Source organism: Nocardia acidivorans NBRC 108247, assembly GCF_001625085.1.
In the GTDB taxonomy this organism is placed as follows: domain Bacteria; phylum Actinomycetota; class Actinomycetes; order Mycobacteriales; family Mycobacteriaceae; genus Nocardia; species Nocardia acidivorans.
Window position 1 is genome coordinate 173,260 of sequence record NZ_BDAW01000014.1, and the last position, 25,472, is coordinate 198,731.

35 protein-coding genes and 1 tRNA gene are annotated in these 25,472 nt (G+C 65.3%); 9 read left to right on the plus strand and 27 right to left on the minus strand.

Features of this window, described 5'->3' with window-relative positions:
• Window positions 1-121: 121 nt before the first annotated feature.
• The 21 genes from NA10_RS36545 to NA10_RS09215 form a co-directional block, all read right to left on the minus strand.
• A complete protein-coding gene (locus tag NA10_RS36545) occupies window positions 122-382 on the minus strand; it encodes a hypothetical protein (RefSeq protein ID WP_157556267.1) in 261 nt (86 codons plus the stop codon).
• Between the two features lie 254 nt (window positions 383-636).
• Window positions 637-849: a hypothetical protein gene (locus NA10_RS09135; RefSeq protein ID WP_067565906.1), complete on the minus strand. Its 213-nt coding sequence runs from the start codon at window positions 847-849 to the stop codon at window positions 637-639.
• Window positions 846-1,088: a hypothetical protein gene (locus tag NA10_RS09140; protein ID WP_067565909.1), complete on the minus strand. Its 243-nt coding sequence runs from the start codon at window positions 1,086-1,088 to the stop codon at window positions 846-848. Before NA10_RS09140 ends, NA10_RS09135 begins: the two co-directional genes overlap by 4 nt.
• Window positions 1,088-1,528 carry a hypothetical protein gene (locus NA10_RS09145; protein ID WP_157556269.1) on the minus strand — a complete coding sequence of 147 codons (441 nt, stop codon included), beginning with the start codon at window positions 1,526-1,528 and terminating at the stop codon, window positions 1,088-1,090. The genes NA10_RS09140 and NA10_RS09145 overlap by 1 nt, the downstream gene beginning before the upstream one ends.
• A 105-nt stretch (window positions 1,529-1,633) precedes the next feature.
• The gene (locus NA10_RS09150) at window positions 1,634-2,089 is read right to left on the minus strand and encodes a single-stranded DNA-binding protein (RefSeq protein WP_067565916.1); all 456 of its coding nucleotides are present in this window, start codon (window positions 2,087-2,089) and stop codon (window positions 1,634-1,636) included.
• A 97-nt stretch (window positions 2,090-2,186) separates the two neighbouring features.
• Entirely contained in the window at window positions 2,187-2,489 is a 303-nt protein-coding gene (locus tag NA10_RS09155) for a hypothetical protein (RefSeq protein ID WP_157556271.1), read from the minus strand.
• A complete protein-coding gene (locus NA10_RS09160) occupies window positions 2,486-2,797 on the minus strand; it encodes a hypothetical protein (RefSeq protein WP_067565921.1) in 312 nt (103 codons plus the stop codon). Before NA10_RS09160 ends, NA10_RS09155 begins: the two co-directional genes overlap by 4 nt.
• Complete coding sequence (locus tag NA10_RS09165; RefSeq protein WP_067565924.1) at window positions 2,794-3,078, minus strand: hypothetical protein; 285 nt, start codon at window positions 3,076-3,078, stop codon at window positions 2,794-2,796. The genes NA10_RS09160 and NA10_RS09165 overlap by 4 nt, the downstream gene beginning before the upstream one ends.
• A gap of 58 nt (window positions 3,079-3,136) precedes the next feature.
• Window positions 3,137-3,661 (minus strand): hypothetical protein, encoded by a 525-nt coding sequence (locus NA10_RS09170; protein ID WP_067565927.1) that lies wholly within the window; start codon window positions 3,659-3,661, stop codon window positions 3,137-3,139.
• Between the two features lie 58 nt (window positions 3,662-3,719).
• Window positions 3,720-3,869 carry a hypothetical protein gene (locus NA10_RS36550; RefSeq protein WP_157556273.1) on the minus strand — a complete coding sequence of 50 codons (150 nt, stop codon included), beginning with the start codon at window positions 3,867-3,869 and terminating at the stop codon, window positions 3,720-3,722.
• Complete coding sequence (locus tag NA10_RS09175) at window positions 3,866-4,192, minus strand: hypothetical protein (RefSeq protein ID WP_067565930.1); 327 nt, start codon at window positions 4,190-4,192, stop codon at window positions 3,866-3,868. The genes NA10_RS36550 and NA10_RS09175 overlap by 4 nt, the downstream gene beginning before the upstream one ends.
• 384 nt (window positions 4,193-4,576) lie before the next feature.
• Complete coding sequence (locus NA10_RS09180) at window positions 4,577-5,053, minus strand: hypothetical protein (protein WP_067565933.1); 477 nt, start codon at window positions 5,051-5,053, stop codon at window positions 4,577-4,579.
• A 10-nt stretch (window positions 5,054-5,063) separates the two neighbouring features.
• The gene (locus NA10_RS09185) at window positions 5,064-5,948 is read right to left on the minus strand and encodes a hypothetical protein (RefSeq protein WP_067565937.1); all 885 of its coding nucleotides are present in this window, start codon (window positions 5,946-5,948) and stop codon (window positions 5,064-5,066) included.
• A complete protein-coding gene (locus tag NA10_RS09190; protein ID WP_067565940.1) occupies window positions 5,945-6,193 on the minus strand; it encodes a helix-turn-helix domain-containing protein in 249 nt (82 codons plus the stop codon). Before NA10_RS09190 ends, NA10_RS09185 begins: the two co-directional genes overlap by 4 nt.
• Before the next feature lie 89 nt (window positions 6,194-6,282).
• A complete protein-coding gene (locus NA10_RS36555) occupies window positions 6,283-6,510 on the minus strand; it encodes a hypothetical protein (protein ID WP_157556275.1) in 228 nt (75 codons plus the stop codon).
• A complete protein-coding gene (locus tag NA10_RS09195; protein WP_067565943.1) occupies window positions 6,507-6,818 on the minus strand; it encodes a hypothetical protein in 312 nt (103 codons plus the stop codon). Before NA10_RS09195 ends, NA10_RS36555 begins: the two co-directional genes overlap by 4 nt.
• Window positions 6,815-7,912, minus strand: a complete 1,098-nt coding sequence (locus NA10_RS09200; RefSeq protein WP_067565946.1) for an AAA family ATPase — start codon at window positions 7,910-7,912, stop codon at window positions 6,815-6,817. The genes NA10_RS09195 and NA10_RS09200 overlap by 4 nt, the downstream gene beginning before the upstream one ends.
• Complete coding sequence (locus NA10_RS09205) at window positions 7,912-8,841, minus strand: YqaJ viral recombinase family protein (protein ID WP_067565949.1); 930 nt, start codon at window positions 8,839-8,841, stop codon at window positions 7,912-7,914. Before NA10_RS09205 ends, NA10_RS09200 begins: the two co-directional genes overlap by 1 nt.
• The gene (locus NA10_RS39115; RefSeq protein WP_281180162.1) at window positions 8,838-8,966 is read right to left on the minus strand and encodes a hypothetical protein; all 129 of its coding nucleotides are present in this window, start codon (window positions 8,964-8,966) and stop codon (window positions 8,838-8,840) included. Before NA10_RS39115 ends, NA10_RS09205 begins: the two co-directional genes overlap by 4 nt.
• A complete protein-coding gene (locus tag NA10_RS09210) occupies window positions 8,963-9,250 on the minus strand; it encodes a hypothetical protein (protein ID WP_067565952.1) in 288 nt (95 codons plus the stop codon). Before NA10_RS09210 ends, NA10_RS39115 begins: the two co-directional genes overlap by 4 nt.
• 103 nt (window positions 9,251-9,353) lie before the next feature.
• On the minus strand, window positions 9,354-9,584 hold the full coding sequence (locus tag NA10_RS09215) for a helix-turn-helix domain-containing protein (RefSeq protein WP_067565955.1): 231 nt from the start codon (window positions 9,582-9,584) through the stop codon (window positions 9,354-9,356).
• Between the two features lie 272 nt (window positions 9,585-9,856).
• Between NA10_RS09215 and NA10_RS09220 the strand changes: the two genes are divergently transcribed.
• Complete coding sequence (locus NA10_RS09220; protein WP_067565958.1) at window positions 9,857-10,234, plus strand: helix-turn-helix domain-containing protein; 378 nt, start codon at window positions 9,857-9,859, stop codon at window positions 10,232-10,234.
• A gap of 40 nt (window positions 10,235-10,274) precedes the next feature.
• On the opposite strand, the gene NA10_RS09225 is transcribed toward NA10_RS09220, so the two are convergent.
• Entirely contained in the window at window positions 10,275-11,093 is an 819-nt protein-coding gene (locus NA10_RS09225) for a helix-turn-helix domain-containing protein (RefSeq protein WP_084514446.1), read from the minus strand.
• Between the two features lie 317 nt (window positions 11,094-11,410).
• On the opposite strand from NA10_RS09225, the gene NA10_RS39455 reads away from it, so the two are divergent.
• Window positions 11,411-11,983: an ImmA/IrrE family metallo-endopeptidase gene (locus NA10_RS39455; RefSeq protein ID WP_169812552.1), complete on the plus strand. Its 573-nt coding sequence runs from the start codon at window positions 11,411-11,413 to the stop codon at window positions 11,981-11,983.
• On the opposite strand, the gene NA10_RS09235 is transcribed toward NA10_RS39455, so the two are convergent.
• The gene (locus NA10_RS09235; RefSeq protein ID WP_067565967.1) at window positions 11,913-13,418 is read right to left on the minus strand and encodes a tyrosine-type recombinase/integrase; all 1,506 of its coding nucleotides are present in this window, start codon (window positions 13,416-13,418) and stop codon (window positions 11,913-11,915) included. The two genes, NA10_RS39455 and NA10_RS09235, sit on opposite strands and share 71 nt — an antisense overlap.
• A 238-nt stretch (window positions 13,419-13,656) precedes the next feature.
• On the opposite strand from NA10_RS09235, the gene NA10_RS09240 reads away from it, so the two are divergent.
• A tRNA-Pro gene (locus tag NA10_RS09240) sits at window positions 13,657-13,730 on the plus strand.
• A gap of 578 nt (window positions 13,731-14,308) precedes the next feature.
• Here the strand turns inward: NA10_RS09240 and NA10_RS09250 are convergent.
• Window positions 14,309-14,689 carry a hypothetical protein gene (locus tag NA10_RS09250; RefSeq protein WP_067565973.1) on the minus strand — a complete coding sequence of 127 codons (381 nt, stop codon included), beginning with the start codon at window positions 14,687-14,689 and terminating at the stop codon, window positions 14,309-14,311.
• 383 nt (window positions 14,690-15,072) lie between these two features.
• On the opposite strand from NA10_RS09250, the gene NA10_RS35395 reads away from it, so the two are divergent.
• The 3 genes from NA10_RS35395 to NA10_RS09260 are packed head-to-tail and all read left to right on the plus strand — an operon-like array spanning window position 15,073 to window position 16,758.
• Window positions 15,073-15,399 (plus strand): hypothetical protein, encoded by a 327-nt coding sequence (locus NA10_RS35395; protein ID WP_084514448.1) that lies wholly within the window; start codon window positions 15,073-15,075, stop codon window positions 15,397-15,399.
• Between the two features lie 16 nt (window positions 15,400-15,415).
• Window positions 15,416-15,913 (plus strand): DUF6879 family protein, encoded by a 498-nt coding sequence (locus NA10_RS09255; RefSeq protein ID WP_373862350.1) that lies wholly within the window; start codon window positions 15,416-15,418, stop codon window positions 15,911-15,913.
• Window positions 15,910-16,758, plus strand: a complete 849-nt coding sequence (locus NA10_RS09260; RefSeq protein ID WP_067565979.1) for a helix-turn-helix domain-containing protein — start codon at window positions 15,910-15,912, stop codon at window positions 16,756-16,758. The genes NA10_RS09255 and NA10_RS09260 overlap by 4 nt, the downstream gene beginning before the upstream one ends.
• A gap of 234 nt (window positions 16,759-16,992) precedes the next feature.
• On the opposite strand, the gene NA10_RS09265 is transcribed toward NA10_RS09260, so the two are convergent.
• Window positions 16,993-17,805: a DUF8020 domain-containing protein gene (locus NA10_RS09265; RefSeq protein ID WP_245677108.1), complete on the minus strand. Its 813-nt coding sequence runs from the start codon at window positions 17,803-17,805 to the stop codon at window positions 16,993-16,995.
• A gap of 159 nt (window positions 17,806-17,964) precedes the next feature.
• Between NA10_RS09265 and NA10_RS09270 the strand changes: the two genes are divergently transcribed.
• On the plus strand, window positions 17,965-18,441 hold the full coding sequence (locus tag NA10_RS09270; RefSeq protein ID WP_067565985.1) for an NUDIX hydrolase: 477 nt from the start codon (window positions 17,965-17,967) through the stop codon (window positions 18,439-18,441).
• 293 nt (window positions 18,442-18,734) lie between these two features.
• Here the strand turns inward: NA10_RS09270 and NA10_RS09275 are convergent, their stop codons facing one another.
• Entirely contained in the window at window positions 18,735-21,311 is a 2,577-nt protein-coding gene (locus NA10_RS09275; RefSeq protein WP_067565988.1) for a polynucleotide kinase-phosphatase, read from the minus strand.
• Window positions 21,308-22,915, minus strand: a complete 1,608-nt coding sequence (locus NA10_RS09280) for a 3' terminal RNA ribose 2'-O-methyltransferase Hen1 (RefSeq protein WP_067566146.1) — start codon at window positions 22,913-22,915, stop codon at window positions 21,308-21,310. Before NA10_RS09280 ends, NA10_RS09275 begins: the two co-directional genes overlap by 4 nt.
• Before the next feature lie 113 nt (window positions 22,916-23,028).
• On the opposite strand from NA10_RS09280, the gene NA10_RS09285 reads away from it, so the two are divergent.
• Both NA10_RS09285 and tig read left to right on the plus strand, forming a co-directional pair.
• Window positions 23,029-23,604: an FKBP-type peptidyl-prolyl cis-trans isomerase gene (locus NA10_RS09285; protein ID WP_067565992.1), complete on the plus strand. Its 576-nt coding sequence runs from the start codon at window positions 23,029-23,031 to the stop codon at window positions 23,602-23,604.
• Window positions 23,605-23,846: 242 nt separating this feature from the next.
• A complete protein-coding gene (gene tig / locus NA10_RS09290) occupies window positions 23,847-25,250 on the plus strand; it encodes a trigger factor (protein ID WP_067566148.1) in 1,404 nt (467 codons plus the stop codon).
• Window positions 25,251-25,472: the final 222 nt, after the last annotated feature.

Genomic DNA, 25,472 nt, shown 5'->3' on the forward strand with positions numbered 1-25,472 from the left:
AGTCGCAGCCGCAATCGCCCGGTGCATCTTCGGTTGGTTGCGTCGTTGTTGCTGCGGTTCATGCCCGCAGCATACAACGAATTCGAACACGTGTGCGAATGGCTTTGCGGTGTGTTCGACCCTACGGGCAGTGCGCCCCCGGCACGACGCCGTCCCATTTGCTGAAGCCTCCGAGCTGCTGTGCGAGAGCCTGGCCGACTGGAATCCGGCCGTTGGCCAGGCGTCGAACGCTCGCCTCACTCAGGCCGCACTCAACCTGCACGACGTAGAGCCCGTCCTTGCTCAGGGTCGGACTAACTGTGCGCACCACCTTGAAGAAGGTGTTCTCCAGATCCTTCGGATCGGCGCTGTTGGTGAGAACCTGAATCTTGTTGCCCGTCACCTCGAATGTGTACGGAGGCGGCTCCGGAAACCCGGTCGTAGTCGCGCTTCCCTTCGCAGTGCCCGTCGCTTGGGTCGTAGGCGCGGCTGTGTCGCCCTTGTCGGACGAACACCCGGCGAGGGCGACAGCGGCGACAGTGGCCGAGCAGGCGACGAATACGGTAATTCGGGCACGATGCTTCATGCCCCGCATCCTGCCAGTCACCTCCGGCAGCGACAGAACCCCGCCACCGAGGCGGGGCTCAATCGCGCTGGCTACTGCTCCCAGCCGACCTCTCTGCGGAACGCGTCTCGCCGCTGATCCTGCAAATCCTGGAGCTTCAGCAAACCCTGCCGGTGCTCCTCCAGGTTCCTCGTGCCGCCCATCGAAAGCTGGTCCGTGAGAACGCGTATCTGCTGATCGAGCGACACCCGCAGGTCGTGCGCTGACTGGTCAGCAATCCGCGGCTGATCAATCGGGCTGGTCACTTCTGGACTCCTCGGGTTGCAGTGACGAGAGCCCTTTGCAGACTCTTCGCGAGGTGACCTAGCGAACGGTGCCGGTTGTTCAAGTCGCCGTACCGTCGATGCACGGCCGCGATGTGATTGAGCAGATCGGCCACCTCGCCCGTGGTCAGGGTGAGGGTCGGATGCTTTTCGCCGGTGAGGATCGCCTCTCCAGCGACCTCGGCGGCGCGGGCGTGCAAGACGTCCAGGATGTCGGGCATCAGATCACTTCCCAGGTGGCGCTGGAGCGCACGCCGGACTTCTTCGCGGGCTCCGCCATTCGGATGCGACCGACTCGGCGGGCAGCCTGGAGCACGATGGACAACGTGCTGGTGAGGGACTCGGGCAGGTCGACGTCACTGGTGGTGAATCGGAAGCCGGGGCCGTTCGCGATCAGGGCATCGACTCGACCCTCCACGGCAACTCGTTCCGGGGTCCGGTAATTGAATCCTGCACGGCGGAGCGCGTGCTCCAGGCTGCCGGGGGTGTGGCCGAGGCGTTTGGCGATGGCATCGAACGGGAGACCGTAATCGGCCAGCCAGCAGAAGTCTCCGACGAGGTTCGTGTTGGAGACATCGGCCGCGATGTCGTCCTTGCGGCGGCGGACGGTGATCTCGCGGTGGGACAGGTCTTCTTCCACCTCGAACATAGTGGCAGTCATGGTTTTCGGTCCTTTCTGCGCGTTGGCGGACGCGTGGATGGGAGGATCAGAGCACTGGACGGGACGACAACCCCTTGGCCGTCCCGCCCAGCACAATTCTTCGGATCAGTACGGCGGTTCGTCGTTGCGCGAGCTGCCCCACGGATCGCCGCCGCCGGAGCGCTGGCTACCACTCCCGCCGTTGCCCCCGCCGCCGCGCGTGGTCTTGTTGACCTTCGCCGTCGCGTACTTCAGGCTCGGGCCGACCTCGTCAACCTCCAGCTCGATGACGCTGCGCTTCTCGCCCTCTTTGGTCTCGTACGATCGCTGCTTGAGCTTGCCGCTCACCAGGATTCGCGACCCCCTGGTCAGGGATTCAGCGACATTCTCAGCGGCTTCTCGCCAGATGTTGCATCGGAGGAAAAGCGCCTCGCCGTCTTCCCACTCCTGGCTAGTCTTGTTGAATACGCGAGGGGTGGAGGCAACGGTGAAGTTTGCGACGGCCGCTCCTGCGGGCGTGAATCTCAGCTCGGGGTCGGCGGTCAGATTTCCGATCACGGTAATCACGGTGTCGTTTGACATGGGTGGTTCCTTTCGGGTTGGGAGAGAAGGGATTACAGGCTCAGGTGCCCAGCGGAGGACATAAAGGTCTCGACTACTTCGAGCAGGTTCGGGGTCGTCACAGCTGGTTCCTTTCGCGATGGTTGGCGTGGTCGTCGGCCTGGGCGAGTCGGCACGAGAAGCACCGGCATCCCCAGTTCTGGTAGGTCGATGGCGTGCCGTGCTGGAGCGCCTTGCCGGTCTGGTCGGCGGTGGCGAATGGTCGGCCGTTGACGGTGGCCCGGGCCGCGCGGCGGCGGGCGCGGAGGTCGGCGGTGTAGAGCCGCAACGCTTCTCGGCATTCGGTGCAGCGGCATCCGCTCGTATAGGTGGACACCTTGCCGTGAGCGAGGTCGCGGCTCGTGTCTAGCGCTGCGGTCACTGGTCGCCTCCGATGGTGAACAGGTAGGCCGCCTCGTCGCCCGGCGCGGGCTGCCCGTCGAGTCCCTTTCCGGCTGGCTTGAATTCGAAGGTGCCGAACCGCTCGGCAACCATGTCGGTGGCGCGCATCGGCGTAGTGACCGCGCCGTTGTACTCCTGCCTGATCACGGTGCAGAAGGCGCGGACCACCCCGTAGTCCTCAACCTGGAGACGGTCAATGCGCAGGGTGCGGACGTTGGACTTGCGGTCGTCGCAGAACTCGTCGCCGACGCGGACCACCAGGCCCCTGCGGGTGCGGTACTCGTTCACAACAGGTCCCATTCGTAGTCGCGATCCATGTCGGTGAAGTGGTCGCTGGCGTCGACGCCATACGCGTCTTCGACTGCGGCGATCCACTCGGCGGACGGTTCGGCATCGCAGCATTCGGAGCATTCGCAAGCCGCGGGCTCGTTATCCGGGTTGGTGCACCATGAGCAGTCGCACACCGGGCCGGTGAGCTGGTCGGGGTGGCAGGTGGGGCAGTCGCCGGTGTCGTCGCAGAAGTGGTGGGCGTCGATATCGGTTGCGGGATCGGCGAATTCGACTCGCATCGTGGTTCCTTTCGGTCGCCGGGGCGGGCTGGCGGACCCAGCCCCGGCGCTGTGATGGTTAGGCCGGGTTGTCGAGGTGGAACGAGAGGCGGCGCGCTGCGGCGTCGATCAGCTGGTCGTTCTCGGCGAGGTACTTGGCGCGAGCGTCCTGGAGTTCGACGATCTGGTCTTGGGCGCGCTGAACCTTCGCTGCCCACAACCCATGTGTGGTGATGAACTCGGAGTACACCTCGGCGATGAGGGCTTCGAGGCGGTCGCGGGCGGCCGGGGTGGCGAAGTCGTCCCACCTGCCGCCCATGCGCCTGACGTGCCATGACACCTCGCGGCCGGGCTCTTTGTCGCAGCCCTTCGCTGGCTCGATCATGACGTGGACGTGGACCTGGTAGGCGACGCGGTTGACCTCGAGGCCCACGTCGTCGGTGGTGTTGATGGCGAGCACCCATCCGCGCGCGTCGTTCGGGTTAGCTCCCTGGCGCCACTCGTATCCGGCGGAGAATCGTCCGGAGACGGGTCCGACTGCGCGGTGTATGTGATGGCCGTCGGCGGCGGTTTCGCCTGTGTCGGCGAAGTTCTGGCTGGTCATGACGTGGTTCCTTTCGCCCGGTGGCGGCCGGGCTGGTGGGTGTTGACCGTGGCGGCGTTCAGGCTGCTTCGTCGGCCAGGTCGAGCAAATCGTGCTCGTACTCGTGGCCTTCGTCGTCGATGTTGAACAGGAGTCCGAGGGGCTGCTGTGGGCCGCTTGTGCGGAGCGCCGCGCGGTTGCGGCGGCGCTGCCGTTCTTCGAGGGTCACAGGCGGGCGGATTCCCATTCCTTCGCGTCGTAGAGGGCGTTCAGATCCCACGCCCAGTCTTCGTCCAGGTATTCGATGAATGTGGCGCGGACCTGGCGTGCTTTGTTGCGCAGCTGGGTGGCTTCGGAGTGGTCGTTGACCGCTACGAAGTCGATGGTGTGGAACTCGCCTCGGTGTTCCGTGGCGGCGACCGGCCATGCACCGAGCAGCCATCCGGCGATGGTTTCGGATGGGACGAACAGGAGGTCACCGTCTTTGATGTCCTCGCGCCATTGGCTGTGGTCGTATGCCTCGCCGCTGGAACTGAATACGTGAATGCGCACGGTGTTGCTCCTGGTTGGTTGCCCTCCCCGGTCGATGGCGGTCGACCGGGGAGGTGGTTGGTTCCCTTTCGGGTTTCCCGGTGGCGGCCGGGATCTGTTGCGCCGCTTGACCTTTCAAACTTCCGGGCCGTTCGGTGCAACGGGGATGACATTAACCTGCGCTTTGCTCGGGTGTCAATTCCACTTCGCGTCACTGCGCACTACCTGCGACGATCCGCCCAAAAGAACCATGTAAAGAGCATGACGTGCGAAAACTTTGACACAAAAACCAGATGAAGAGAACGCGCCAAAGACTTGCCCCGTCAACACTGCGCATCTCCTACGCACCAAGGCGGGGAGCGCGGGCCGCCACCAGAAGGGGGCGCACGACCACACCATCCCCACCTACTCGCCCGAACTCAGCCGGGGCCGCCGCAGAACGCTGCCCAGATCGCCCGAGAACGCCCGAACAGGGTCCGGACCGGCCTCCGCCCCGTCCGACTCATCCACGGACCGCCTGCGACGCGTCAGCGGCTTCCGAGGCTCTTGCGTTCGGGCCGACGAGGCGAACAGCGCCCGCGCAGCTGCTCGCCCCTCCTCGGACGCTGGGGGTGACGCTGGGAGTTCCGGCCGCCATTCCGGCGCATATCCCGGAGCCTTTGCCGCTGAACGGATTCGAGCGGTGATGTGTCCGGGCATGATGCGGTCGGTCTTCTCCGCGTAGTGGTCGCGGATCGCCTCGGCCGCTGCGTCGGGGGTCCAGCGTGACCGTCTGGCGGCGTCGAGCCACGAATCGACCATGAGGGCGTCGATGTTGCGGGAGTCGTACGACTGCGCCAGCTGGAGCAGGGCCACGACGGTGTCTCTCGGATCGCTGGCCATGGTGAACCTCCTAGGCGGTGATCGCGCGGGACGAGCCGAACAGCTGCGCCTGCGGAGCGGACGGCGGAACCGGCAGGCCTGCTGCACGCAGGATCTCCGGATTCGGGTTGGACTTCAACGCCTCGGCGTGCGCGAACTTCATCTCCGCCGGGGTGAGCTGGCGGCCGTTGGGCATGACGGGGCGTTCCGCGGCTGCCGGGCGGCGAGTTTCGGAGGCACGTCGAATCCAGTTGCGCCAGGTGGCCGTCCAGTCGACGCGGCGCTCTCCCTTGCTGAGCCAGTAGTCGGCGAACTTGCGGTGCTCGGCTTCCAGATCCACGGCGGGGCACTCGGTACGCATGGCCTCGATCACGGCTTGGTCCGGCATCCAGCCGTCTGGGAGGGTGGCCGCGCGCTTCTTGCGCGGCTCTCTCACTACTTCGTTAGAAGTAGTGGACGGGTCGGGACGGGACGGGTGTTCAACGGGCGATGCTTCGTTTGTGCTTGGCACGATGCTTAGTTTCGGCGAAGCATCATGCTTCGCGTTCGGTTCGCTGTTCGATTCGTCCAATTCGCCCCTCCTGGACTGCCCGGAACGCTTCCCACCTGCTCGTCCTGCGTCCCGGAGCCGTTCGCGTCGGGCTTCGACCTGGACCTTGGATGGGTTGTATTTCGACCAGTTCTTGAACAAAAAGCTGCCGTTTTCGTGATCGAGCCACAGCCCGATTTCGACCAACTCGCGCGCGATTTTCGGTCGGATTCCGAGCATTTTCTGAGCGTTTTTCGACACGATTCCGTCGGTGAGCTGATCCGCGCAGTAGCTCCCGGCGGTCACCCATGCACCGAGAGCGGCATAGCTTGCGGCGAGTCTTTCCGGGCTGGACCAGAACTTGTCGTCGACCTTGAACCAGGTCATGCCGCGTACTCGCTTTCGGTTGGTTGGTTCGGGCGCAGACCGATCGAGTCGCGGATACGCGCGGCGGTGAACAAGGTCCACTGCGTGCAGGCCGCTATCTCCCAATCGGTCAATCCGTCGGCGACCAGCTGGCGGACCAGTACGCGACGGTCGTGCGGGGTGAGGACTTCGGCGGGCAGATCGCCGGCCTGGACCTTGGCGAAGGTGAATTGCTGCTCTGCCTTGTAGCGGGCTGGCATGGACATGTGTGTGCCTGAATCGCTTTCGGCGCTCTGCGGCGCGTGGGACGGGCCGTTCGCCGCCCCGGCTATTGGTCCGGGACGGCGAACGGGGGTTATGCCGCTTGGGCGTAGTGGTCGTGGCGGGTGACAGCACCGGCCAGGACTGCACGGGCCAGATGCCCGGTGTGGAACATGCCTTCGACCCGTTCGCACGGGTACGCATTCATGCGCGGGCCTGGGACCTGCCGGATCACTTGGCGTGCGGCCTTACGGCTGGGGTAGCCGCGCTTCTGGCAGGTCGGGCACCAGGTCCAGGCGCGCCAATCGTTGTTGGCGCTCACGCCGCGTGCAGCTCGGCGATGCGGCGGTCGTACTGCTGGACCAGCCTGTCGATGGCGGCACGGCCCAGTACGGCCTCGACCTCGACCTGACGATCGGGCGTGGTGTCGAGATACATGGCGGTGAACAGGTACGCATCGACCACGACTGCCTTGCCGCGACCGTGGAGCTGAGGCCGTGCCCGTCGCCGCTTGCGCGCTGACGCGTTATGCGCCTCGCGGCACCACTCGCAGGGCCGCTCGTCCCGGCGGTAGTGCCGGTGGTAACCGGCGTCCGAGCCGCAGTTCATGTGGATGGTCGGCGCTTTCATGCTGCATCGGCTCCGAGCGATTTGCTGCGCTCCGTGGCCTGGGCACGGATCTCACTGCACAGGGTCGGGGGAAGGTCGGCGGAGTCCTTCCACACCGTCTGCAGGTCTTCGCGGCTCACGTCCTCGCGTTCGATGGTGGCCCGCAGTGCGGCGGCGCGCTGCTCGTCCTCCTCGGTGACCGGGCGGGCGGTTTTGCGGCCGACGATGACTCGGGCGCGGTCGGCCACCGAGGGGGCATCAGCCGCGGGCTGCTCGGGTGCGGTTTCCTGCTGCGGTTCGGGCTTGGGATCGTTGGCGACCAGCTGCATGTACTCGCGGGGTTTGGCGGTGGCGGGGTCGCATTTCAACACTTCGAAGATCAGCCATTCAAGAGTGAACGACGGTGCAGGGATGGGTTTGTCGACGCCGGGGCGTATACCGGCGTGGACGGACCGGACTCCTATCACGCGGGGCGCGGTGTCGCGGGACAGCCGTACCCAGGCCGACGCGTCGAATGCCAGGTTCTTGTGGCCTTCGACCTTGTACTCCTTGGTGTTCGGGATGGGCTTTCCCTGGTTGTCCAGGGCCGCAACCTCTTTGCCGCGTGCGGTCGCGACGACGATGCCGGGGAATGTCATCAGCAGCCGCATCAGGCGGCCGTGCCGCTCGGCGGCGTCGTTCCACAGGTTCATGGCCGGTTTGATCTCGGCGTCCGGGTCGTCGCGCAGCAGCTTCTGTGCGTATTTCGACCGGCGGGCGCGGTCGGAAACCATGTCCTTGAGCAATTCCCACTCGGCGGTCATGGAGTCGATCAGCAGGGCTACGGGCGCTTCGCCTGCCTCTGCCGCCTTGGTAGCGATGGCGTGCACTTCGGTGAGCTGGTCGTAGATGTCGCGGAAGGTGCCGTTGTGCTCGATGACCTCGTAGTCAGCTCCGGGGATCGCGGCGTATTCGTCGGCCGCGCCCTCGGCGAGGTCGAGCCAGAACGCTCGGCCGACGCGGTCACTCGCGGTCAGCTCGGCCATGGCCCAGGACTTTCCGGTCTTCTCGCCGCCCTCGATGAGAATGAACGGCCAAGGAGTTTTGCCAGTGGGCTTGCGGGTGCGGAGAGCCATTAGTTGGTTCCTTTCGGGGTGGTGGCAGTGGCGGCTGCCCAGTCGATTGGTTTGCGGAATTTATAAAGGGCCACACCGTTTTTGGTGGGTTGTCGGGTGGCGACGGTCTGGGCGTTCTTGCCCTGTCCGACGACCGCGCGGCGGGCGTTGCCCATGACGCGCAGCAGCTTGGATCGGGCCAGGTTGAGCGCTTCGTCTGCGGCTTCGAGTCCCAGGACGGCGGACTCGAACTCGCGGGCGATTTCGACCGACACCTCCCAGTCCGTTTGGCGCTCGATTTCTCGGTGCGCGCGGCGGATGGCGTTGTAGGTTTCGCCGTGCCCGTCGACCTCGGGCGGCTGGCCGTTCGGGTCCATGGCGCTGAGATACAGCTCATGGCAGTGGGCCTCGATGGCGGCTGCCAGCTCCGGGTCGTAGTGGATGACGTACTCGGATTCGTCGTAGAACGGCCCCAAGCACACCACGTACGTCTTGCGGAGCCCTGACATGTGCATTTGCCACTGGACTTGCAGGAAGTATCCGAGGGGGATCTCAGCGGAGCCGGGCGGTCCCCATTGGTAGTCGCCGCGTCCATCTGTCTTGGCCTCGACGCCATACGCTTCACCGGTCTGGTCGTTGACGGCGATATCGTCCGGGTTCGCGGCGGCCCACTCTTCCAGCCCTGGGCGGCTGAAGGTCTTTGTGCCGCACTGGCGTAGCTCGGGATGGCGACGGAAGAACCGGCGGAGAATGACCTCCTCGAAGTCGTTTCCGCGCTCGGTGGCGTCGTTGCCGGGGTCGGGTTCGATTTCGCCTCGTAGGAGATGAAACTCCTTGGTAGGGGAGCTGAACTTGGAGGCATTGAAGATTCCGGGGATCTTGGATGCGGTGATCTTGCGCGTCCATCGAGCGCTTCCGGGCTCTAGGGCCGCGACCTCGACGCCGATCATCCGAGCAGCCCGACTCGGGCCAACCACATCAGGCCGAGGCACGTCACGGCGAGCACGGTGATCAGGGCGGCGATGACCAGATGGAAGATGCTGGCGGGCAATGGGTCTCGGCCCCGGTCGCTCATGCTGCTACCGCTTTCGCAGCAAGCTGGGCATTGAGGATGTCGAGTTCGGCGAGCGCTTTCTTGATGGCGTCGACCGGCTCGGGGCCGTCGAAGATCATCCAGGAGACATCGTTGGCGGTGGAGACACCGCCTAGTTCGGCGTACTCAGCGGGCAGGTGCAGACTGATCTCGAATCCGAACGATCGGTTGGTCAGGGTCCACAGTGGCGCGCCGTTGACGATGTGCGGTGCACGGTCGTTGAGCTGGGCGATAGCCTCATTGAGAGTGATATGGTTGTTGTGCATCTGGGTGGTTGGTTCCTTTCGGGTGCACCAGGCCGACGCAAACTCTCTGGCGGGAGAGCGTCGGCCGCTCCCGTTTCCGGGGGTGGTTTGACTGGTGAGAGACTCAGGCGCTCAGGGGTTCCCAGCGATTTGACTGGAGCCACTCATCGACATCTGCGGGGCGGATTCGCTTGGAACGGCCGTCGCCGCCCGGCGCGCAGGCGACGAGGTTGCCTGCGGAGATCTGCCGGTCGATGAACGGGTAACTGAACCCGGTGATGTCGGCGACTTCCTGAACGGTCAGGGCTAGGCGCTGATTCAGCGGGATAGAGGCGCGCTCGGCCTTCTTGGACATCGGTGGTTCCCTTCGGGCGTGCGTGGCGGCGCACGATGTGGCGTAAACGTCATCCGGTTTGTTGCGGCGACATGAAGATCATATGCGCAGTGACTGCGTAGTGCAAGCCCGTAAAATCAGGGATGACGTAAACAGGGCTGGTCAGATTGCTGATTTGATCCAGACCTGCGTACTATTACGTGCGCAGTGGCCTAATTGATCGTTAGTTTTGCCCTTACTTCGCACTATTCGTCTTTACTTCGCACTACTACGCAAGCCAGACTGTAGGGACTATGAAGCAATGGGAGTTCGGCCGACTGTTGCAGACGGCGCGTGAAACCGCCGGCCTGTCCAAACGCGAAGCGGCCAAACGGGCGGGGATCAGCGAAAGCAGGTGGCGACAGCTCGAAGCCGGATACGAGCTGATCCGCAAGCAGACCTTTCCGGTCAAGACGACGCCGGAGACGGTCGCTCAGGTCGCGGCGAGCGTCGGTGCCTCCAGAGATGAGCTGCTGGAAGCGGCCGGATTCGACCCTGCAATGGTCGATATCCCGGATGCCGTGATCGTCAAGCCGGTCGATGTCGCAGGACTGACCACGGACAACGTGGAGAAGGTTCGCGCCTTCGTCGCCTTCCTCAAGTCTCAGCAGGAAGGCGACGCGAGCGAATAGCCGCGGAGGCCCCGACGCCCCGAGCGCCGGGCTCCCCGCGTCACGCAGCTACCGCACCGCCCTGGTCGACGGCGGGGAGCAGGGTGTAGATCATCCAGTCGCGACGGCCTGGATACGAGTGCTGTCCGACCTGGATCGAATAGGCGAGGATGTCCGCGCCAGGGAACGGCCGGACCCGCACCTGCGTGATCGGCTTGCGGGGCTCGGAGATGCCGGTCGCCCACATCTTGTCGAAGTGGGGATTGGCGGCCGAGCACTTCGCGCGGATCTGCTCAATTCGGGCTGCTGGCATCGCACTCGGCCCGAGCCAGTGCAGGGCGAACGCAAACGCGTGCGCGATCGGCTCCCAATCCACCAGGACCCGTTGCGCCACCGGGTTGATGAACAGCCACTCGATGAGGTTCGTATTGCTGTGCGCGCCGGGAAGAATGCGTGACCAGTGCGCCGTGGTTCCGACGATATCCCCCGACGGAAAGTACAGATACGCGGCCGGGGTGTTGATGACCTCCAGATACGCGTGATCCTGTGGGGTGAGGGGGCGCTTCGACGGCCCGTATAGCCGACCGAGGAGGCCGGGATACAGCCCGTTGATCAGCAGTTCCCGGTAGCTGTGTGCGACTCCGAGGGCGTCGAGCAGTTCGGTCAGGTAGTCGAGTGCCGGGGCGCGCGTTCCGTTCTCGACCTTCTCCAGCGCCGATAGAGACTTGGTTGTGCGTTCCACTAGTTGCGGCCGACTCAGGCCCCGGTTCTCCCTGGCGCTCTTGATGTACTGGCCAAGTCGGGCTGCGCTGTTCTCGGCAGGTTTCATGACTAGCCTTCCGGGGTACTCATAATCCCGCACTTTTGGTGCGGACTCCATTGACGAATGCCCTGGCCTGCCGGAACCTATGACATACGGTCACCGTGCACCAGCTATCACAGAGCGAAACGCACTGTCACCGCCGATCATGAGAACGCGGTAGACCTCGTCGGGGAAGTCCACCAGGGCGCGACACGTGCTCGCGGCTCGCATGATCGAACCTGTCCCATTCGGATCGACGCCGCAGCGCTGGTCGCCTGACCAATTTTGCAGCACTGGAGGATTACCCCGTGCATGTGGGGGCTCTATTCGCGGAATACCATCATCTCGTACGCCTGCATCTACCTGGATTAATAGCTGGAAGGCATGATCTTCCGGTGGGGCGCTCCTGGTATATCAAGGAAGACCATACGATCCTCATAGACTCCAAGCTGCCCCCCGAACAACAGCAGTTCCAAGCCATCCACATGCTTGCGCACGTCCACCTGGGCCATGGCCCGGACACACCCGATCTCGCACAGCAAGAGCACGACGCCACCGGGTTGGCGACCGAGTGGTTTCTGCCGCCCGCGAAGCTCGCCCGGCTCCTGGGTACCGTTTCTACCAATGCGGCGCAAATCGCAAGCTACCTTGGTTTGAGTGTCTGGTTACTGGCCGCCGCCTTGTCCGCTGTCCCGCGCGAATACTGGCAGCAGGTGCGGGCTCTCACGGGCCTTCGTCTCAATTGGCCGGACATCACGCCACAGGCGATTCCGCAGTGCGTCCTGCTCGACGCCTTACCGGCGGGGATAGGCGCGCCGCCGGATCCACTGGCTCATCCACGGGGCTTCACTCCGCCGAGGATGGGCCAGCCCGCGAGCGGCCCACCCTCGCTGGAGATCAGGCGGACTGGAACACGGCGAACCTCCAGTCGCCCGGAACAGGGGCCTGCTGCACCGGCTGTGGCTTGATGTGTACCTCGTATTTGCCCTGGTCGGCGTGGTCGTCGTCGAGATCGCCATCTTCGAACTCGGCGTCGACTACGTCGGCCGGTGCCGCTTCCAGGGCGGGGCGTTCGCCCTCCCAGACGTCGATCACCTCGGCGTCGATCAGGTCGTCCAGCCTCGACAGACCGGCGCGCTTCATGCCGATGTCGGCGTGGGCGTACCCGCGCTGCACAGCTGCGGAACTGTGGCCCATGATCGCCATGCGCACATCCTCCGGCACGCCCGCCTCCAGCAGCAGTGTGGCCGTGGTGTGCCGGGCCGAGTGCAGCACGACGTCCGGCGCGCCAGCACGGTGCAGCGCCTCCGCCCATAGCTTCTCGTCGAGATTCGGGCGCATGGGCGTGCCGGGCTTCACGAGCTTCTGCCCTGGAGGGGCGACGAACAGGAGTCCCCAGGGGTTCGGTGCCATCGCCTTGACGTGGGCGCGGAGGAGGAGCAGCAGTGGTTCCGGGATCGGCGTCATCCGTCGAGACTTGCTCGTTTTCGGCCTCACCAGGCACATCGCCTTGTAGAGGGGACGGATCTCGAATCCTGCCGGAATGTCGTATGCCTCCAGCGGGTACACGTCGCCAGTCCAGCGTTTCCCGTCCGGCCTGCGGTTGAGCGGGACGCCTTGCAGTGCCCAGGAGAGGTCGAACTTGCCTTCTTCGAGATCGAGTGCGTCCAGAGTCAGGCCGAGGCATTCGCCCTGCCGGACGCCGGTCAGCAGCGCCATGGCCCAGCGCACTGCGAGCGGGTCGCGGGCTTCGACGGACGTGCGGATCACTGCGCGCGCAGTGTCGGATAGTAGAGCCTTGCGTGGTTTCTGCTGGCGACCGTGGCCGGTGGGGAGCGCCTTCTGTGCGCCGGTGTCCTGACTGTCGGACTTCGGCTTCGGCTTGGTGACGAGGGTGAGCACATTCTTCGTGAGGCCGAACTTCTGTTCCTTGATCGCGTCCTTGATGGCCTTGTTGAGGTTGTTGTAGGCGATCTCGGCTGTCCGCAGCGATCGGCCGGACTTCAGGATCTCCTTGATCATGAAGCGGATGTGCTGGGGTTCCAGGTCATGCAGCTTGTGCCGTCCGACGTGCGGAGTGATGTTGCAGCTGATCGACGATCGCAGATTGCGCCAGACGAGCGGGCGCAGCAGGGGCTTCTGGATCTCGTCCAGCCAGTACTGCAACCACTCTTCGACGGTCGTCGAGTCCTTCCGCAGGACTTCGCCCTGCTCCAGCTTGAGCAGAGTCTGACGGCGGAGCTTGACGACCTCGGCCTTGGACTTGCGCCGGATGACGATCCGGTCGGGCGAGCCGTCGGGCTTGACGCCGATTTCCATGTACCAGGCGTAGACCGTGCTGACTTTGCCGTTGCGGCTCGTTCGGGTCTCAGTACGGATCTTTCCTTCGCCGCGCGTCGACATTCGTTGGTTCCTTTCGGCTCCCAGCCGATGAGGTGGCGGCCTCAAAGAGTGGGGTGTGGGGGTGAGGGTGTGGGTGATGCACGCGGAATAATCCCGGATAACGAGGTATGACGTGAAACCGTTCTACCTGGGTTTTTGCGGCAAACTCACAGGTAGAAATGTACACACCGTCAGACTTCCAAGCTGATAGCGCGGGTTCGATTCCCGTCACCCGCTCCAACCCCGTTGGGGGTCGATTCGGGGTGTAGCGCAGCTTGGTAGCGTACCCGCTTTGGGAGCGGGCGGTCGCAGGTTCAAATCCTGTCACCCCGACGTGTTGGTTGAGACACAGATATGCCCCTGACCTGTTCTTATGGTCAGGGGCATATCGTTTGATGGGACTGGCATCAACCCATCCAGATTCGTGCCGGACGCCATATGCGCAGCGATCGTTTTCGCCCTTCCGGCTGTGTCTGTTCTCACTGCCATCCAGGCGGACGAACCATCCGGTCTATCCAGGCGCGTGCGCGGTCCCAGGGCAGTCCAGCACCCGCCGTCGCGGGGAGTCCGGATCGTTGAACGCGTTTTCGATGATCACGTTGTGCCTCTACAGGTTTCGATGATGAAACCCCCGGCGCGCGGTTGCGTTCGGGGGCCGAGGGTTTCTGCGGAAGTGCAGAAGGTGCCATTCACCTTCGTTCGGTGTCGTGCGGCGTCTAGGCATCACCTCCTACGGCTGTCCCGAGCATCGAAAGTGGCTTTAGTCGTCGTACAGGTGGTCATCCGCGTGGATGAATCCCCGAACGTCGGCAACGAGTTCGGTGGAGTGAAGTTGAAGATGAAGCGGGCGATCGCAAGCACGCTCACCGCGATGGCGGCGAAGCTGGATATCAAGCTGATGAGCGTTACCGCTAGCCAACGCATACGGACGGATCCCCTCGCCGGTATTGCTCGAACTGGCGCTTGATCGACTTCGTCAGCGGGGTGCACCAACGAAACACCTGCGCCGGTTCGATCGTGGCTAGCTCCGCGATCTCGGTCGCCGGATCTTCCGATCCGCCTACGTGTTCGAGCGTCGGCGTGATCAACAACGGGGCATCTTGCGAGTGCAGTACGCCGTAGAGGATGGCCGTTTGGCTGATGGTGGTCCAGACGCCTTTGACGGTCCGCACCACCCGCGCATCGAGTTCTGTAGCTCGTTGGCAGGCTTGACGCTCGGCGCGGTCGAGCGCGACCGGATCGGCCAGCAGCGAAGTGTCCAGCCACACAACCGCTCTCACCTCGCGCCTCATCGCATCAACCTCGGTTCGGTCGCCCCCTGCCGTTCGAGGTACTCGGAAGCGGTGATCTTGCGTGGACACGGCGGATCGCACTGTTCGTGAATCGCAACGATTCCGTTGGCGCGCTTCACGTCTAGAGGATGTATCCAGCTCTTCCCGCAATCGTCGTGAACCCATGTGGCCTTACCGCCCTTCGGCATGTCCGCCCCTCTCGATGCTGATAGGCGGTCCGAGGCCGGGCCTCTCGCAACCGGCCCCGAACGCCATGAGTCGACGCTAGGGACGAGAGCTGTTGCAAGAACAGGAAATTGCTTGAGATTGCTTCAAGATTCGGCGATCATGCGGAGTATTTCTCGCCATACTGAGGGTCTGGAACTCTCCTACGGAGGCAAGCCATGTTGTTGCAATTCCTCGGCAAGAACACCCAAGGCAACCATTCCCCCACGCTATGGGCCTCGGACCGGGACACCTACGTAACCCAAGGATGGCGGGTGCCCGGTCAGCCTGAACTGATCGAAATTCCCCACCCCCTGCTCGCGTATCTCAGGCCCGGCACATGCCTCGGAACTCTGCTGCACGACACGGGACACGGTACGTTCACGCTTACGGGTGAACCGGTGACCGACCCGGAAGCGTTGGCGCAGATGGATCTTCCGCCCCATGAGCGCGCCATCGAAGTTCCCGTAGGGAAAGAGATTCGTCGCGATGTTCCACGTAACTGACCGTGCGTTCACGGATATGTTCCGGTCATGTCAGAGGTCGGCGTTTCACCTCGAGGTGCAGGATGTGTACGAGACGCCGGAGGAATCCGAGCCGTTCCGGAAGTTCCTGAGCGGCGAAACGGACAACTATGCCTGGTTGCAAGGCTGGTTCGATCTTGTCCGTGAATCAACGAAGCGCGGAGTCGTTTTCACGCGGGCGCGGGTGGTCACAGTGCCGCACGCCGACTACGTCCGCTGGAGCTTGGTGGTGTCGCCGATGAATATCGAAGCAGGCGAGGATATCCGGTACCTACCGCGTCATCTTGTCGACGCTGACGATCTGACGACCGACGACTACTGGCTGTTCGATGACCGCACGGTCGCCTACACGCTGTTTACCCCGGACGGGGCGGCAGCTGGGGCAGCGGTCACGAACGACCCGACATTAGCGCAGCGGTGTGCGCGGGTTCGCGACGCCGTGTGGCGGCAAGCGATCCCCTACGCCGAATACCGCCGGACTACCGTCACTGCGTGACCAACGTCCACAAAGCTCGGGAGGCGCTCGGGCAACAACTTCGAGACCTTCGCCGGGATGCCGGTCTATCCGGCCGTCAGCTTGCCGACTTGGCGGCCTGGCATCCTTCGAAGGTCTCGAAGATCGAGTACGGCAAGCAGATGCCGACCGAGGACGATATCCGGACGTGGTGCGAGCACACCGAAGCCGAGGCGCACATATCGGACCTTGTCGCCACCCTCCGCAACGTTGATGCTGCCTACCTCGAATGGCGGCGTTCACTCGGAACCGGCATGGGCCGAGTGCAGCAGCAGGTCAACCAAATCGAGTCGGAAACCGGCCTGATTCGCGGTTACGATCCGGCCCTGGTCCCCGGACTTCTGCACACTCCGGAGTACGCCGAGGCCATGTTCCACCGGGTGGCTGAGTTCAATCAAACGCCGAATGACGCAGAGGAAGCGGTAGCCGCACGTATGGAGCGGCAACAGCAATTCCTGTACCGGGGGATGCGGCGCGTTCACTATCTCATCGGAGAACAGGCGCTCTATACGACCGTGGGTGACGACGGCGTGATGTACGGGCAATTGGATCGCTTGGTTACGGCTATGTCCCTGCCTCGAGTTCTTCTGGGGATCGTCCCGATGATGGCCCAATATCTGGTCTCCCCAACGAATTTCGTCATTTATGACAACCGGATGGCCGTAGCCGAAGGCGTGACCGCTGCCATGACCACCACGCAGCCTCGGGAGGTAGCCGCGTTTAGCCGCGCGTTTGAACTTCTTGCGGGCCAAGCGGTTACAGGGGACAAAGCGCGGATGTTGATCCGCACAGCTATCGGCAGGCGAGGCGACCAGCCGTACCCATAAGTCTACTGATGGGATCGCCAGCGGCTGAACGTTTCTCGCGGTAGGTTCGGACGCTTACCATCCGCATGAGGGGGAAACCGTGGCTATTCCCATCCGTGAAAAGTCGCGCGGAAACGGTCTGGGCAACAAGCGCTGGCGACGGCACGTGGATGCGTTCGATCGAGTCGAGCGCACCCGGCAGTTGGCTGCCGGAAGGCGGTGTGCCAGTGCGTATTCGAGGGCGTACTTCGCCGACTATTTCGGCTGATCGGCCGGTTGCGCCTGCGGCTGGGTGGTCGCGGGTGCGGCCGGGGCCGGTTTGGGCTTGTCCGCCCACTTGGTGGTGCCGTCCGCGGCCTGCATGGTGGTGAGCAGGTCGATACCGGCGGCGACCAGGGTGGGGCTGCCGACCGCGATCGAACCGATGATGCCGCCCACCGCGGCGCCCATGGTGAGCCCGGGAACGCAACCGGCGGGCAGGGTGACGAAGCAACCGATGGTCGCGCCCAGGGCGGTGCCGATGAAGGTGCCGATGGTGGTGGCCAGGCCGAACTGGGTGGTGAAACTATTGAGCGCGAGGGTGTTCTCGTTCGCGGAGGCGACCGGTTTCACCGTGAGCGGTTGTGCGGCAAGGACACCCGCGGGCTTGTCCGGGGTCAGCACCAGGACCGTATTGCCCCGCTGCACCTCGGGCACGACCGGCACATCGACCCCGGCCAGATGGAATTCGAGCGGCAGGGTGAGCAGCACGCCGCCCCGATCGTCCTTCACATCGATCACATTCACGATGTCGGCCGGATCGATGGGCTGACCGTCGGCGGCGGTGACCACGCCGTCGTGTTCGGTCAGCCGGGTGGTCGGGTCCGAGCCGAGCGCTCGGGAGAGTTCGAAGGTGCCACCCTTCAGTGTGGTGACGACCGTTTTGTCCACCAGCTTCGCGGAGTACGCGATCTGCTGGGGTGCAGCGGGCTCGGCATTCGCCAGGCCGGTTGCCGCGGTCAGTGCGCCGATCACGAGGGAGGCGGCCGCGGTGGCGCTGCGGAACTCCATGCGGTATCCAATCGTCATCAGGTTCGGTCGAGATCCAGCCGGAGAAGCTCAGTGGAACGCATAGTGGCCGATCATGTTTCGGCCGGAGCGAAGGCAGCGAAAACAAGTTCGCTGACGCGTCGCTCAGGATAGCGCCCCGGATGTGCCGCTGCCAGCAGAACGAGGCACACTGCGCTCATGACCCTCAGGTACAGCGCGGGCGTTCTGCTCTTCCGCCGCACCCCCACCCTGGAAGTTCTGCTCGGACATATGGGCGGCCCGCTCTGGGCGAAGAAGGACGCGGCCGCCTGGTCCATCCCCAAGGGCGAGTACGAACCCGAACAGGAGCAGGCGCGTGCCGCCGCGGCCCGCGAATTCACCGAGGAACTCGGCCTCCCCGTCCCGGACGGTGACTGGCTCCCGCTCGGCGAGGTCGAATACGGCAGCGGTCGCGGCCGCAAACAGGTCACCGTCTGGGCAGTAGCGGGCGATCTCGATCCGGGCTCGGTGGTCCCCGGCACCTTCGACATGGAATGGCCACCGCGCTCCGGCCGCATCCAGCAGTTCCCGGAGATCGACCGCGCCGAATGGTTCACCCTCGACCTCGCCCGGGAGAAACTCGGCAAGGGCCAGCGCCCCTTCCTCGACCGCCTCGCCGAACTCGCGGGGTCCTAGCGGGCTGCGCCGAGAGCCCCACCCGAGGGTTCGAAGATCACCGCGTGGGTAAAAGATCATTACACCGCGGTCCAGGTGGACGGGGTCACGCTCTACGACCTGACCTCCCCGCGTACGACCGGGTGAATCGAGGGGCGGTACGGGCCGGACTCCTACGGTCCGCACCGGGCACGGCGGCGTCCGGTCCACCAGCCACACTGATGGACCGGACGCCCCCTGTGCAGGCGCCCCGGGCGTCCCGACTGAGCCGCGGGCGGAGGCGGGTGAGACCGTCTATACCGATATGGGTCGCGTTACAGGCGGGGGTCGATCGGTTCGGTTTCCAGGGCCAGGATCGCGAAGACGGCTTCGTGTACGCGCCAGAGGGGTTCGCCGGTGACGAAGCGGTCCAGGGCTTCCAGGCCGAGGGCGTATTCGCGCAGGGCGAGGGAGCGTTTGCCGCCGAGGCCGCGGCGGCGCAGGCGGCTCAGGTTGGCGGGGCGCAGGTATTCGGGGCCGTAGATGATCCGGAGGTATTCGGGACCACGGCATTTCACGCCCGGCTGGACCGGTCGGCCGCTGCGGGTGCCGCCGCCGGTGACCAGTGATTCGGTCGGCTTGACCACCATGCCCTCACCACCGGCGGCGGTGAGGGCGGTCCACCAGGCGGTGGCGGCGGCTTCGCTGTCCGGATCGGCCAGGTGCACCACCGTACGCCGGGTGGGCGTGAACAGCTCCGGATCCGCCCCGACGAGCCGGTCGATCCGCTCCAGGTGCCAATTGTGCTCGCGCACCGCGTAATTGACGCCCTGCGCGGCCAGGATCTGGAACGGTGCCAGGCGTATGCCGGTCAGCCCCTCGACCGGCCAGCAGTAGCGGCCGTAGGCGGTGGTGAAGGCCGCCGCGTCGGTCGCCCGGTCGGCGGTCCGCGCGGCGAGATCGGTGACGTCCACTCCGCGTTCGCGCACCGCGTCCAGCACCTGAGTCGCCGCGCCGAGTGCGGTCCGCGCCGCCGCGCCGACCGCCGCGTACTGGGTGCGCAGCAAGCCCATCGCCTTGGCGGACCACGGCAGCAGTTCGGTGTCCAGGGCGAGCCATTCGGTGCCCAATTCCTCGAAGAGCCCGGCTTTTTCGGCCGCGTCCCGCACGCGCGCGAGCAGCGTCTCACCCCGGTCGGGATCATCGAAGAACGGTCGTCCGGTCCGGGTGTACACCGCACCGGTGCTGCCGTCGGTCACCCCGAATCGATCGCGGGCGGCGGCGGCCGAGCGCGCCACCACGAGGACTGCCCGCGACCCCATGTGCTTGTCCTCGCACACCACGGTCTCCACGCCTTCGGAGCGGTAGTACTCGAACGCCTGCGCCGGATGCTCCAGATATCCGTCGAGTGTCGAAGTGGCACAGGGCGACATGGTCGGCGGCAGATAGACCAGCCAGCGCGGATCGACCGCGAACCGGCTCATCACCTCCAGCGCCGCACTGGCCGCCTCCTCCTGTACGCCGACCCGCGCCAGATAGCGGGTCTCCACCACCCGGCGGCCGATCACGTCGTCGAGATCGAGGACGCCGGGATCGCGGTGCACCATCCCGATGCCGGGCACGACGCTGGGCGTCTCTAGCGGTCGCGTCGGCTCGTACCAGACCTGTTCGGCCGCAACCGAAACCGGCTCCCGCTCCGGATAGCGCAGCGCGGTGAGGCGGCCGCCGAACACTACGCCGGTATCGAGGCAGAGGGTGTTGTTCACCCACACCAGCTCGGCCATCGGGGTGTGCCCGTACAGCACGAGCGCCCGGCCCCGATAGTCATTGGCCCACGGGTAGCGCACCGGCAGCCCGTATTCGTCTGTCTCACCGGTGGATTCGCCGTACATGGCGAATTCCCGGACCCGTCCGGAGGCGCGCCCCTGGAACTGCTCCTTCAGTCCGGCGTGCGCCACCACGAGATTGCCGTCGTCCAGCACATAGTGGCTGATCAGCCCGCGCATGAATTCCAGTGCGGCCTTGCGGAATTCGGGATCCTCACCCTCGAGCTGCGTCAGCGATTCGGCCAGCCCGTGCGTGGTCCGCACCTTGCGGCCGTCCAGTGCGCGCACCAGCTTGGACTCGTGATTTCCGGTGACGCACAGAGCGTTTTTCGCCGAGACCATGCCCATGACCAGGCGCAGCACGCCCGGGGTGTCCGGCCCGCGATCCACCAGATCGCCGACGAACACCGCGGTCCGACCCTCCGGATGCCGCGCGTCCACCGCCCGTCCGGCGGTATCGCGTACTACCGCATACCCGAGTGCGCCCAGTAGCGTCTCCAATTCGGAGCGGCAGCCGTGCACATCGCCGATCACATCGAACGGCCCGGTCAGATCCCGGCGGTCGTTCCACAGCCGCTCGTTCACAATGGTCGTCGCCTCGATCTCGGCGGCGCCGTGCAGCACGTGCACCCGGCGGAAACCCTCCCGCTCCAGGAATCGCAGACCGCGCCGCAGATCGCGCTGCTGCCGCGCGACCACATGCGGCCCGAAATCCCGATCGGGCCGAGAGGCATTGCGCCGCAGGCACTCCTGCTCGGGCACATCGAGCACAATGGCCACCGGCAGCACATCGTGCGCCCGCGCCAATTCGATCAACTCCTGGCGCGCCTTCGGCTGCACGTTGGTGGCGTCGACCACCGTGCGCAGCCCGCGCCGCAACCGCACCCCGGCGATATGGTGCAGTAGCGCGAACGCCTCGGGCGTGGCCGCCTGATCGTTCTCGTCATCGCTGACGATGCCGCGACACGCGTCCGAGGAGATGATCGCCGTTTCGCGAAAGTGCTTGCGCGCGAAGGTGGATTTACCGGAACCGGTGCTGCCGATCAGCACCACCAGCGACAGTTCGGGGATGGAGAGCTCCGTCATTGCGCGGCTCCCTTCTCGTCATTCGCGGTCTTGGTGAAGACCGCCATCTGCGTCGGCGCGCCGAGTTCGTCATCGATCAGGCCGATGGGTTCGAAACGCACCCGATAGCCGTAGGTTGCGCCGACCCGCGCCGCCCATTCGGCGAATTCGGCGCGGCTCCACTCGAATCGGTGATCAGAGTGCCGGAAAGCACCGTGCGCCAGACCCTCGTAGAGCACGTTGTACTCCCCGTTCGGTGTCGTCACGATCACCGCTCCGGGGGCGGCGGCACCGAATACCGCCTGCTCCAACGCGTTCAGCCGGTTCTCGTCGACGTGCTCGATCACCTCCATGAGCACCGCGGCGTCGTAGCCGCGCAGCGAGGCATCGGTATAGGTGAGCGCACCCTGGCGGATGCCGACCCGCTGCGTCTGCCACAGCGGCAGTCGTCGCATCCGCCGCTCCGCGATGCGCAGCGAGCGCACCGAGACATCAATGCCCACAATCTCATCGAACGATCGATCCGCGATCAGCTCGCGCAGCAGCGCGCCCTCACCGCAGCCCAGATCCAGTACCCGCTGCGCACCGACCGAGCGCAGTGCGGCCAGCACGGCCGACCGCCGCATCACCGCGAGCGACAGTACCGGGGCTTGGTCCGCTGCGTCGCACTCCGCGGCAGTCGTGCACACCGGTTCGTCCTGTGTGAGAAGACCACCCGCGTTCCCCGCCTCGGATTCCCTTGCCACGGTGGGGAACACGTCCCCCGCCGCCCCGTCCCGCTCGGCGGCCCGCACCGCCGCGGTGGCCGCCGCGACATCCTGCGCCAACTCGTCGATATTCACATCGACCGCCCCGAACTGCTCGGGCTCGAGATCATCCAACTCGGCCAGCCGGGCCAGCGCGGTGCGCACCAGCGAATGCCGCCGCGCCAGGTACCGCCGTGTGATCCAATCCCGCGCCGGATGGGAATTCAGCCACCCGGCCCCGAAGCGCAACAGCTTGTCGACCTCGGCCGCATCCAGGAAGTAGTGCTTGCTCCCGTCCAGCACGGGCAGCAGCACGTACAGGTGCGACAGCGCGTCCGACAGTCGCAGCGTGCCGGTCAGCGTCAACCGCAGATAATGCGAATCCCCCCACTCCGGAAAAGCGGGGTCCAGCGGCAGGGGAGTGGCCTCGACCGTCCAGCCCAGCGGTCCGAAGACCTGTTCGGCCGCGTCCGCCCCGCCCTTGCACGGCACCGCGGGCAACTCGATCCGCAGCGGCAGTTCCGTCTCCGCCAATTCCGGTCGCCGCGCGCAACGCCCGTGCAGGGCGGACCCGAACACCGTGGAGATGGCCACCGACAGCAGTGACGACGCCGCGTACGGCCGATCGTTCACATACTGTCCGAGGCTGAATTCCGCTGCGCCCTTGGTCTTTCCGCGCACCAATCGCACCGGATCGATCTCCAGCAGCAGTGCCGCCGTGCAGCGTTCGTCGCCCGCCTCGGGGTACAGCACATGCGCCACCCCGTAGGACTGCTCGAAGCTTTGCGCCCTCCCGGGGTTCTTGTGCAGCAGGTATCCCAGTTCACTCGCCGCCCAGGCGGCGCCATCCGGTCGTGTACAGGTGATTGTCAGCAGCACCCGGTCGATGCTCCCGTACCCCCGCAAACCCGGCAAACGCATTTCCGCACGACCGTGTAGTTTCGGCGCGGTGCCGCAAGCCTTGCGGCGTCCGATGACTGGCAGGAGCGGGTATGCGCGTGGTGGGCAAGGTCGGTGCGATCGGCGCGGTGGCGGCCGCGGTGCTGGTGATGGCGGGCTGCGGGAGCGGCGACGACTCCAAGGCGGATGCGACGACCACGGCCAAGGCCACGACTTCGACTGCGGCACAGCAGCAGTCGGCGGCGCAGACCCGGTCCAAGGGCCGTGAGTGCACCGCGGACGACATCAAGGTCGACGGCGGCTTCGGCACGGCCCCCACCATCACGATTCCGGACGACTGCGATCCGCCCAAGACGCTGATCACCAAGGATCTGGCCCCGGGCAGCGGTCCGGGCGCGCAGTCCGGTCAGAAGCTGACCATGAACTACTCCCTGATCACCTGGTCAGACAAGAAGAAACTGGACAGCTCCTTCGACCGCGGCGAGCCGTTCACGCTCACCCTGGGCGCGGGCGAGGTCATCAAGGGCTGGGATCAGGGCCTGGTCGGGGTCCAGCAGGGCGCGCGCCGACTGCTGATCGTCCCGCCGGACCTCGGTTACGGCGCGGGCGGCCGCGGGATGAAGCCGTACGAGACCCTCGTCTTCGTGACCGACGCCGTCAAGGTCTAACCCGCCTCTCCGCGCCTTCAGCCGGGCGTTGGGTGCCCCCACCGGCCCCGTTCCGGGCCGGCGGGGGTGCGGGTTGGGTTCTGGGGAGTACCCCGGAGTTACCCCCGACTCGCTGAATCAGTCGTCGCGTTCCCCTGACACATCCGATTGCGCTGCGCCCAGAACCGTCGACTAACCTGGTCGGGATGCGTTCGGGGGGAACCTAGACGTCAACCAAGAATCAACGAACAAGGAGCATGTCCGTGAAGAGCACCGTCGAGCAGCTGAGCCCGACCCGGGTCCGGATTAACGTCGAGGTGCCCTTCGAGGAGCTGAAGCCGGATTTCGACAAGGCATACAAGGCGCTCGCAGGGCAGATCCGCATTCCCGGCTTCCGTCCGGGCAAGGCGCCCGCGAAGCTGATCGAGGCGCGTGTGGGCCGCGGCGCGGTGCTGGAGCAGGTCGTCAATGACGTCCTGCCCAAGCGCTACAGCGACGCTGTGATCGCCACCGAGGTCAAGGTCATCGGCCAGCCCGAGATCGAGATCACCAAGATCGAAGACGGCGAAGAGCTGGCGTTCACCGCCGAGGTCGACGTCCGCCCGGAGATCACCCTCCCCGACTTCTCGGCCATCGCCGTCAGCGTCGATCCGATCGAGATCAAGGACGAGGACATCGAGGAGCAGCTGAACTCGCTGCGTCAGCGCTTCGGCACCCTGACCGCGGTCGACCGCGCCATCGCCGATGGCGACTTCGTGTCCATCGACCTGTCGGCCACCGTCGACGGCGTCGAGGTCGAAGAGGCCAGCACCACCGGCCTGTCGCACGAGGTCGGTTCGGGCCAGCTCATCGAGGGCCTCGACGAGACCCTGATCGGCCTGAAGGCGGAGGAGTCCAAGGACTTCACCTCCAAGCTGGTCGCCGGAGAGCACGCGGGCAAGGAAGCCGTCATCACCGTGACCGTGCAGTCGGTCAAGGAGCGCGAGCTGCCCGAGGCCGATGACGAGTTCGCCCAGCTGGCAAGCGAATTCGACACCATCGACGAGCTGAAGGAAGACCTCAAGGGCCGCGTCGAGCGCGTCAAGAAGGTCGAGCAGGCCGGCGCCATCCGCGACAAGGTCCTCGAGACCCTGCTGGAGACCGTCGAGATCCCGCTGCCGGAGAAGGTCGTCCAGGCCGAGATCGACGCCGTGCTGCACGACGCCGTGCACGGTTTCGACCACGACGAGGCCAAGCTGGCCGAGGCGCTCGAGGCGCAGGGCTCCTCCCGCGAGGAGTTCGACAAGGACACCAAGGAGTCGGCCGAGAAGTCGGTCAAGACCCAGCTGCTCCTGGACGCCGTCGCCGAGGCGGAGAACACCCAGGTCGGCCAGGACGAGCTGTACGAGCGGATCATCTTCCAGGCGCAGCGCTATGGCATGTCGCCCGATCAGTTCATCCAGCAGATCCAGCAGGCCGGTCAGCTGGGTGCGGTCTTCGCCGATGTGCGCCGCGGTAAGGCCCTCGCGGGTGTGGTGGTCCAGGCCACCGTCACCGACACCGCGGGCAATGCCGTGGACACCGCGGAAATGTTCGGCAACCCGGCCGAAGAGGCCGAAGAGGTCTCCGCCGAGGAGCTGGCCGAGGTCGCCGACGCCACCGCGGCCGCCGAGGTCGAGGCCAAGTAAAGACCGAGGTCGGTGCCGGGCAACCGGATTCGGCCCAGGCCGGGTAGGTTGCGGAGGCGAAGACCCCGTAGGTTTTGCGCTGTGAGCGAAGCAGGGTGGTACCGGGAGTTCGGTGCCGCCCTGTTTCGTTAGGGTCAGTGTCAGCACTGAATCTTCCAAGTGATCAGTAGGGGCTTGGTGGGACCGAGCCGGTGAGAGAGGGCAGGTATCCGTGACAATCAA

Excerpts from the sequence above, each read along its gene's own strand:
- NA10_RS09140 (WP_067565909.1), bottom strand. The coding sequence starts at position 1,088 with ATGCCCGACATCCTGGACGTCTTGCACGCCCGCGCCGCCGAGGTCGCT.
- NA10_RS09145 (WP_157556269.1), bottom strand. The coding sequence starts at position 1,528 with ATGACTGCCACTATGTTCGAGGTGGAAGAAGACCTGTCCCACCGCGAG.
- NA10_RS09150 (WP_067565916.1), bottom strand. The coding sequence starts at position 2,089 with ATGTCAAACGACACCGTGATTACCGTGATCGGAAATCTGACCGCCGAC.
- NA10_RS09165 (WP_067565924.1), bottom strand. The coding sequence starts at position 3,078 with ATGCGAGTCGAATTCGCCGATCCCGCAACCGATATCGACGCCCACCAC.
- NA10_RS09170 (WP_067565927.1), bottom strand. The coding sequence starts at position 3,661 with ATGACCAGCCAGAACTTCGCCGACACAGGCGAAACCGCCGCCGACGGC.
- NA10_RS09180 (WP_067565933.1), bottom strand. The coding sequence starts at position 5,053 with ATGGCCAGCGATCCGAGAGACACCGTCGTGGCCCTGCTCCAGCTGGCG.
- NA10_RS09185 (WP_067565937.1), bottom strand. The coding sequence starts at position 5,948 with ATGACCTGGTTCAAGGTCGACGACAAGTTCTGGTCCAGCCCGGAAAGA.
- NA10_RS09190 (WP_067565940.1), bottom strand. The coding sequence starts at position 6,193 with ATGTCCATGCCAGCCCGCTACAAGGCAGAGCAGCAATTCACCTTCGCC.
- NA10_RS09195 (WP_067565943.1), bottom strand. The coding sequence starts at position 6,818 with ATGAAAGCGCCGACCATCCACATGAACTGCGGCTCGGACGCCGGTTAC.
- NA10_RS09200 (WP_067565946.1), bottom strand. The coding sequence starts at position 7,912 with ATGGCTCTCCGCACCCGCAAGCCCACTGGCAAAACTCCTTGGCCGTTC.
- NA10_RS09205 (WP_067565949.1), bottom strand. The coding sequence starts at position 8,841 with ATGATCGGCGTCGAGGTCGCGGCCCTAGAGCCCGGAAGCGCTCGATGG.
- NA10_RS39115 (WP_281180162.1), bottom strand. The coding sequence starts at position 8,966 with ATGAGCGACCGGGGCCGAGACCCATTGCCCGCCAGCATCTTCCATCTG.
- NA10_RS09210 (WP_067565952.1), bottom strand. The coding sequence starts at position 9,250 with ATGCACAACAACCATATCACTCTCAATGAGGCTATCGCCCAGCTCAAC.
- NA10_RS09215 (WP_067565955.1), bottom strand. The coding sequence starts at position 9,584 with ATGTCCAAGAAGGCCGAGCGCGCCTCTATCCCGCTGAATCAGCGCCTA.
- NA10_RS09220 (WP_067565958.1), top strand. The coding sequence starts at position 9,857 with ATGAAGCAATGGGAGTTCGGCCGACTGTTGCAGACGGCGCGTGAAACC.
- NA10_RS09225 (WP_084514446.1), bottom strand. The coding sequence starts at position 11,093 with ATGGAGTCCGCACCAAAAGTGCGGGATTATGAGTACCCCGGAAGGCTA.
- NA10_RS09235 (WP_067565967.1), bottom strand. The coding sequence starts at position 13,418 with ATGTCGACGCGCGGCGAAGGAAAGATCCGTACTGAGACCCGAACGAGC.
- NA10_RS09250 (WP_067565973.1), bottom strand. The coding sequence starts at position 14,689 with ATGAGGCGCGAGGTGAGAGCGGTTGTGTGGCTGGACACTTCGCTGCTG.
- NA10_RS35395 (WP_084514448.1), top strand. The coding sequence starts at position 15,073 with ATGTTGTTGCAATTCCTCGGCAAGAACACCCAAGGCAACCATTCCCCC.
- NA10_RS09255 (WP_373862350.1), top strand. The coding sequence starts at position 15,416 with ATGTTCCGGTCATGTCAGAGGTCGGCGTTTCACCTCGAGGTGCAGGAT.
- NA10_RS09265 (WP_245677108.1), bottom strand. The coding sequence starts at position 17,805 with ATGACGATTGGATACCGCATGGAGTTCCGCAGCGCCACCGCGGCCGCC.
- NA10_RS09270 (WP_067565985.1), top strand. The coding sequence starts at position 17,965 with ATGACCCTCAGGTACAGCGCGGGCGTTCTGCTCTTCCGCCGCACCCCC.
- NA10_RS09275 (WP_067565988.1), bottom strand. The coding sequence starts at position 21,311 with ATGACGGAGCTCTCCATCCCCGAACTGTCGCTGGTGGTGCTGATCGGC.
- NA10_RS09285 (WP_067565992.1), top strand. The coding sequence starts at position 23,029 with ATGCGCGTGGTGGGCAAGGTCGGTGCGATCGGCGCGGTGGCGGCCGCG.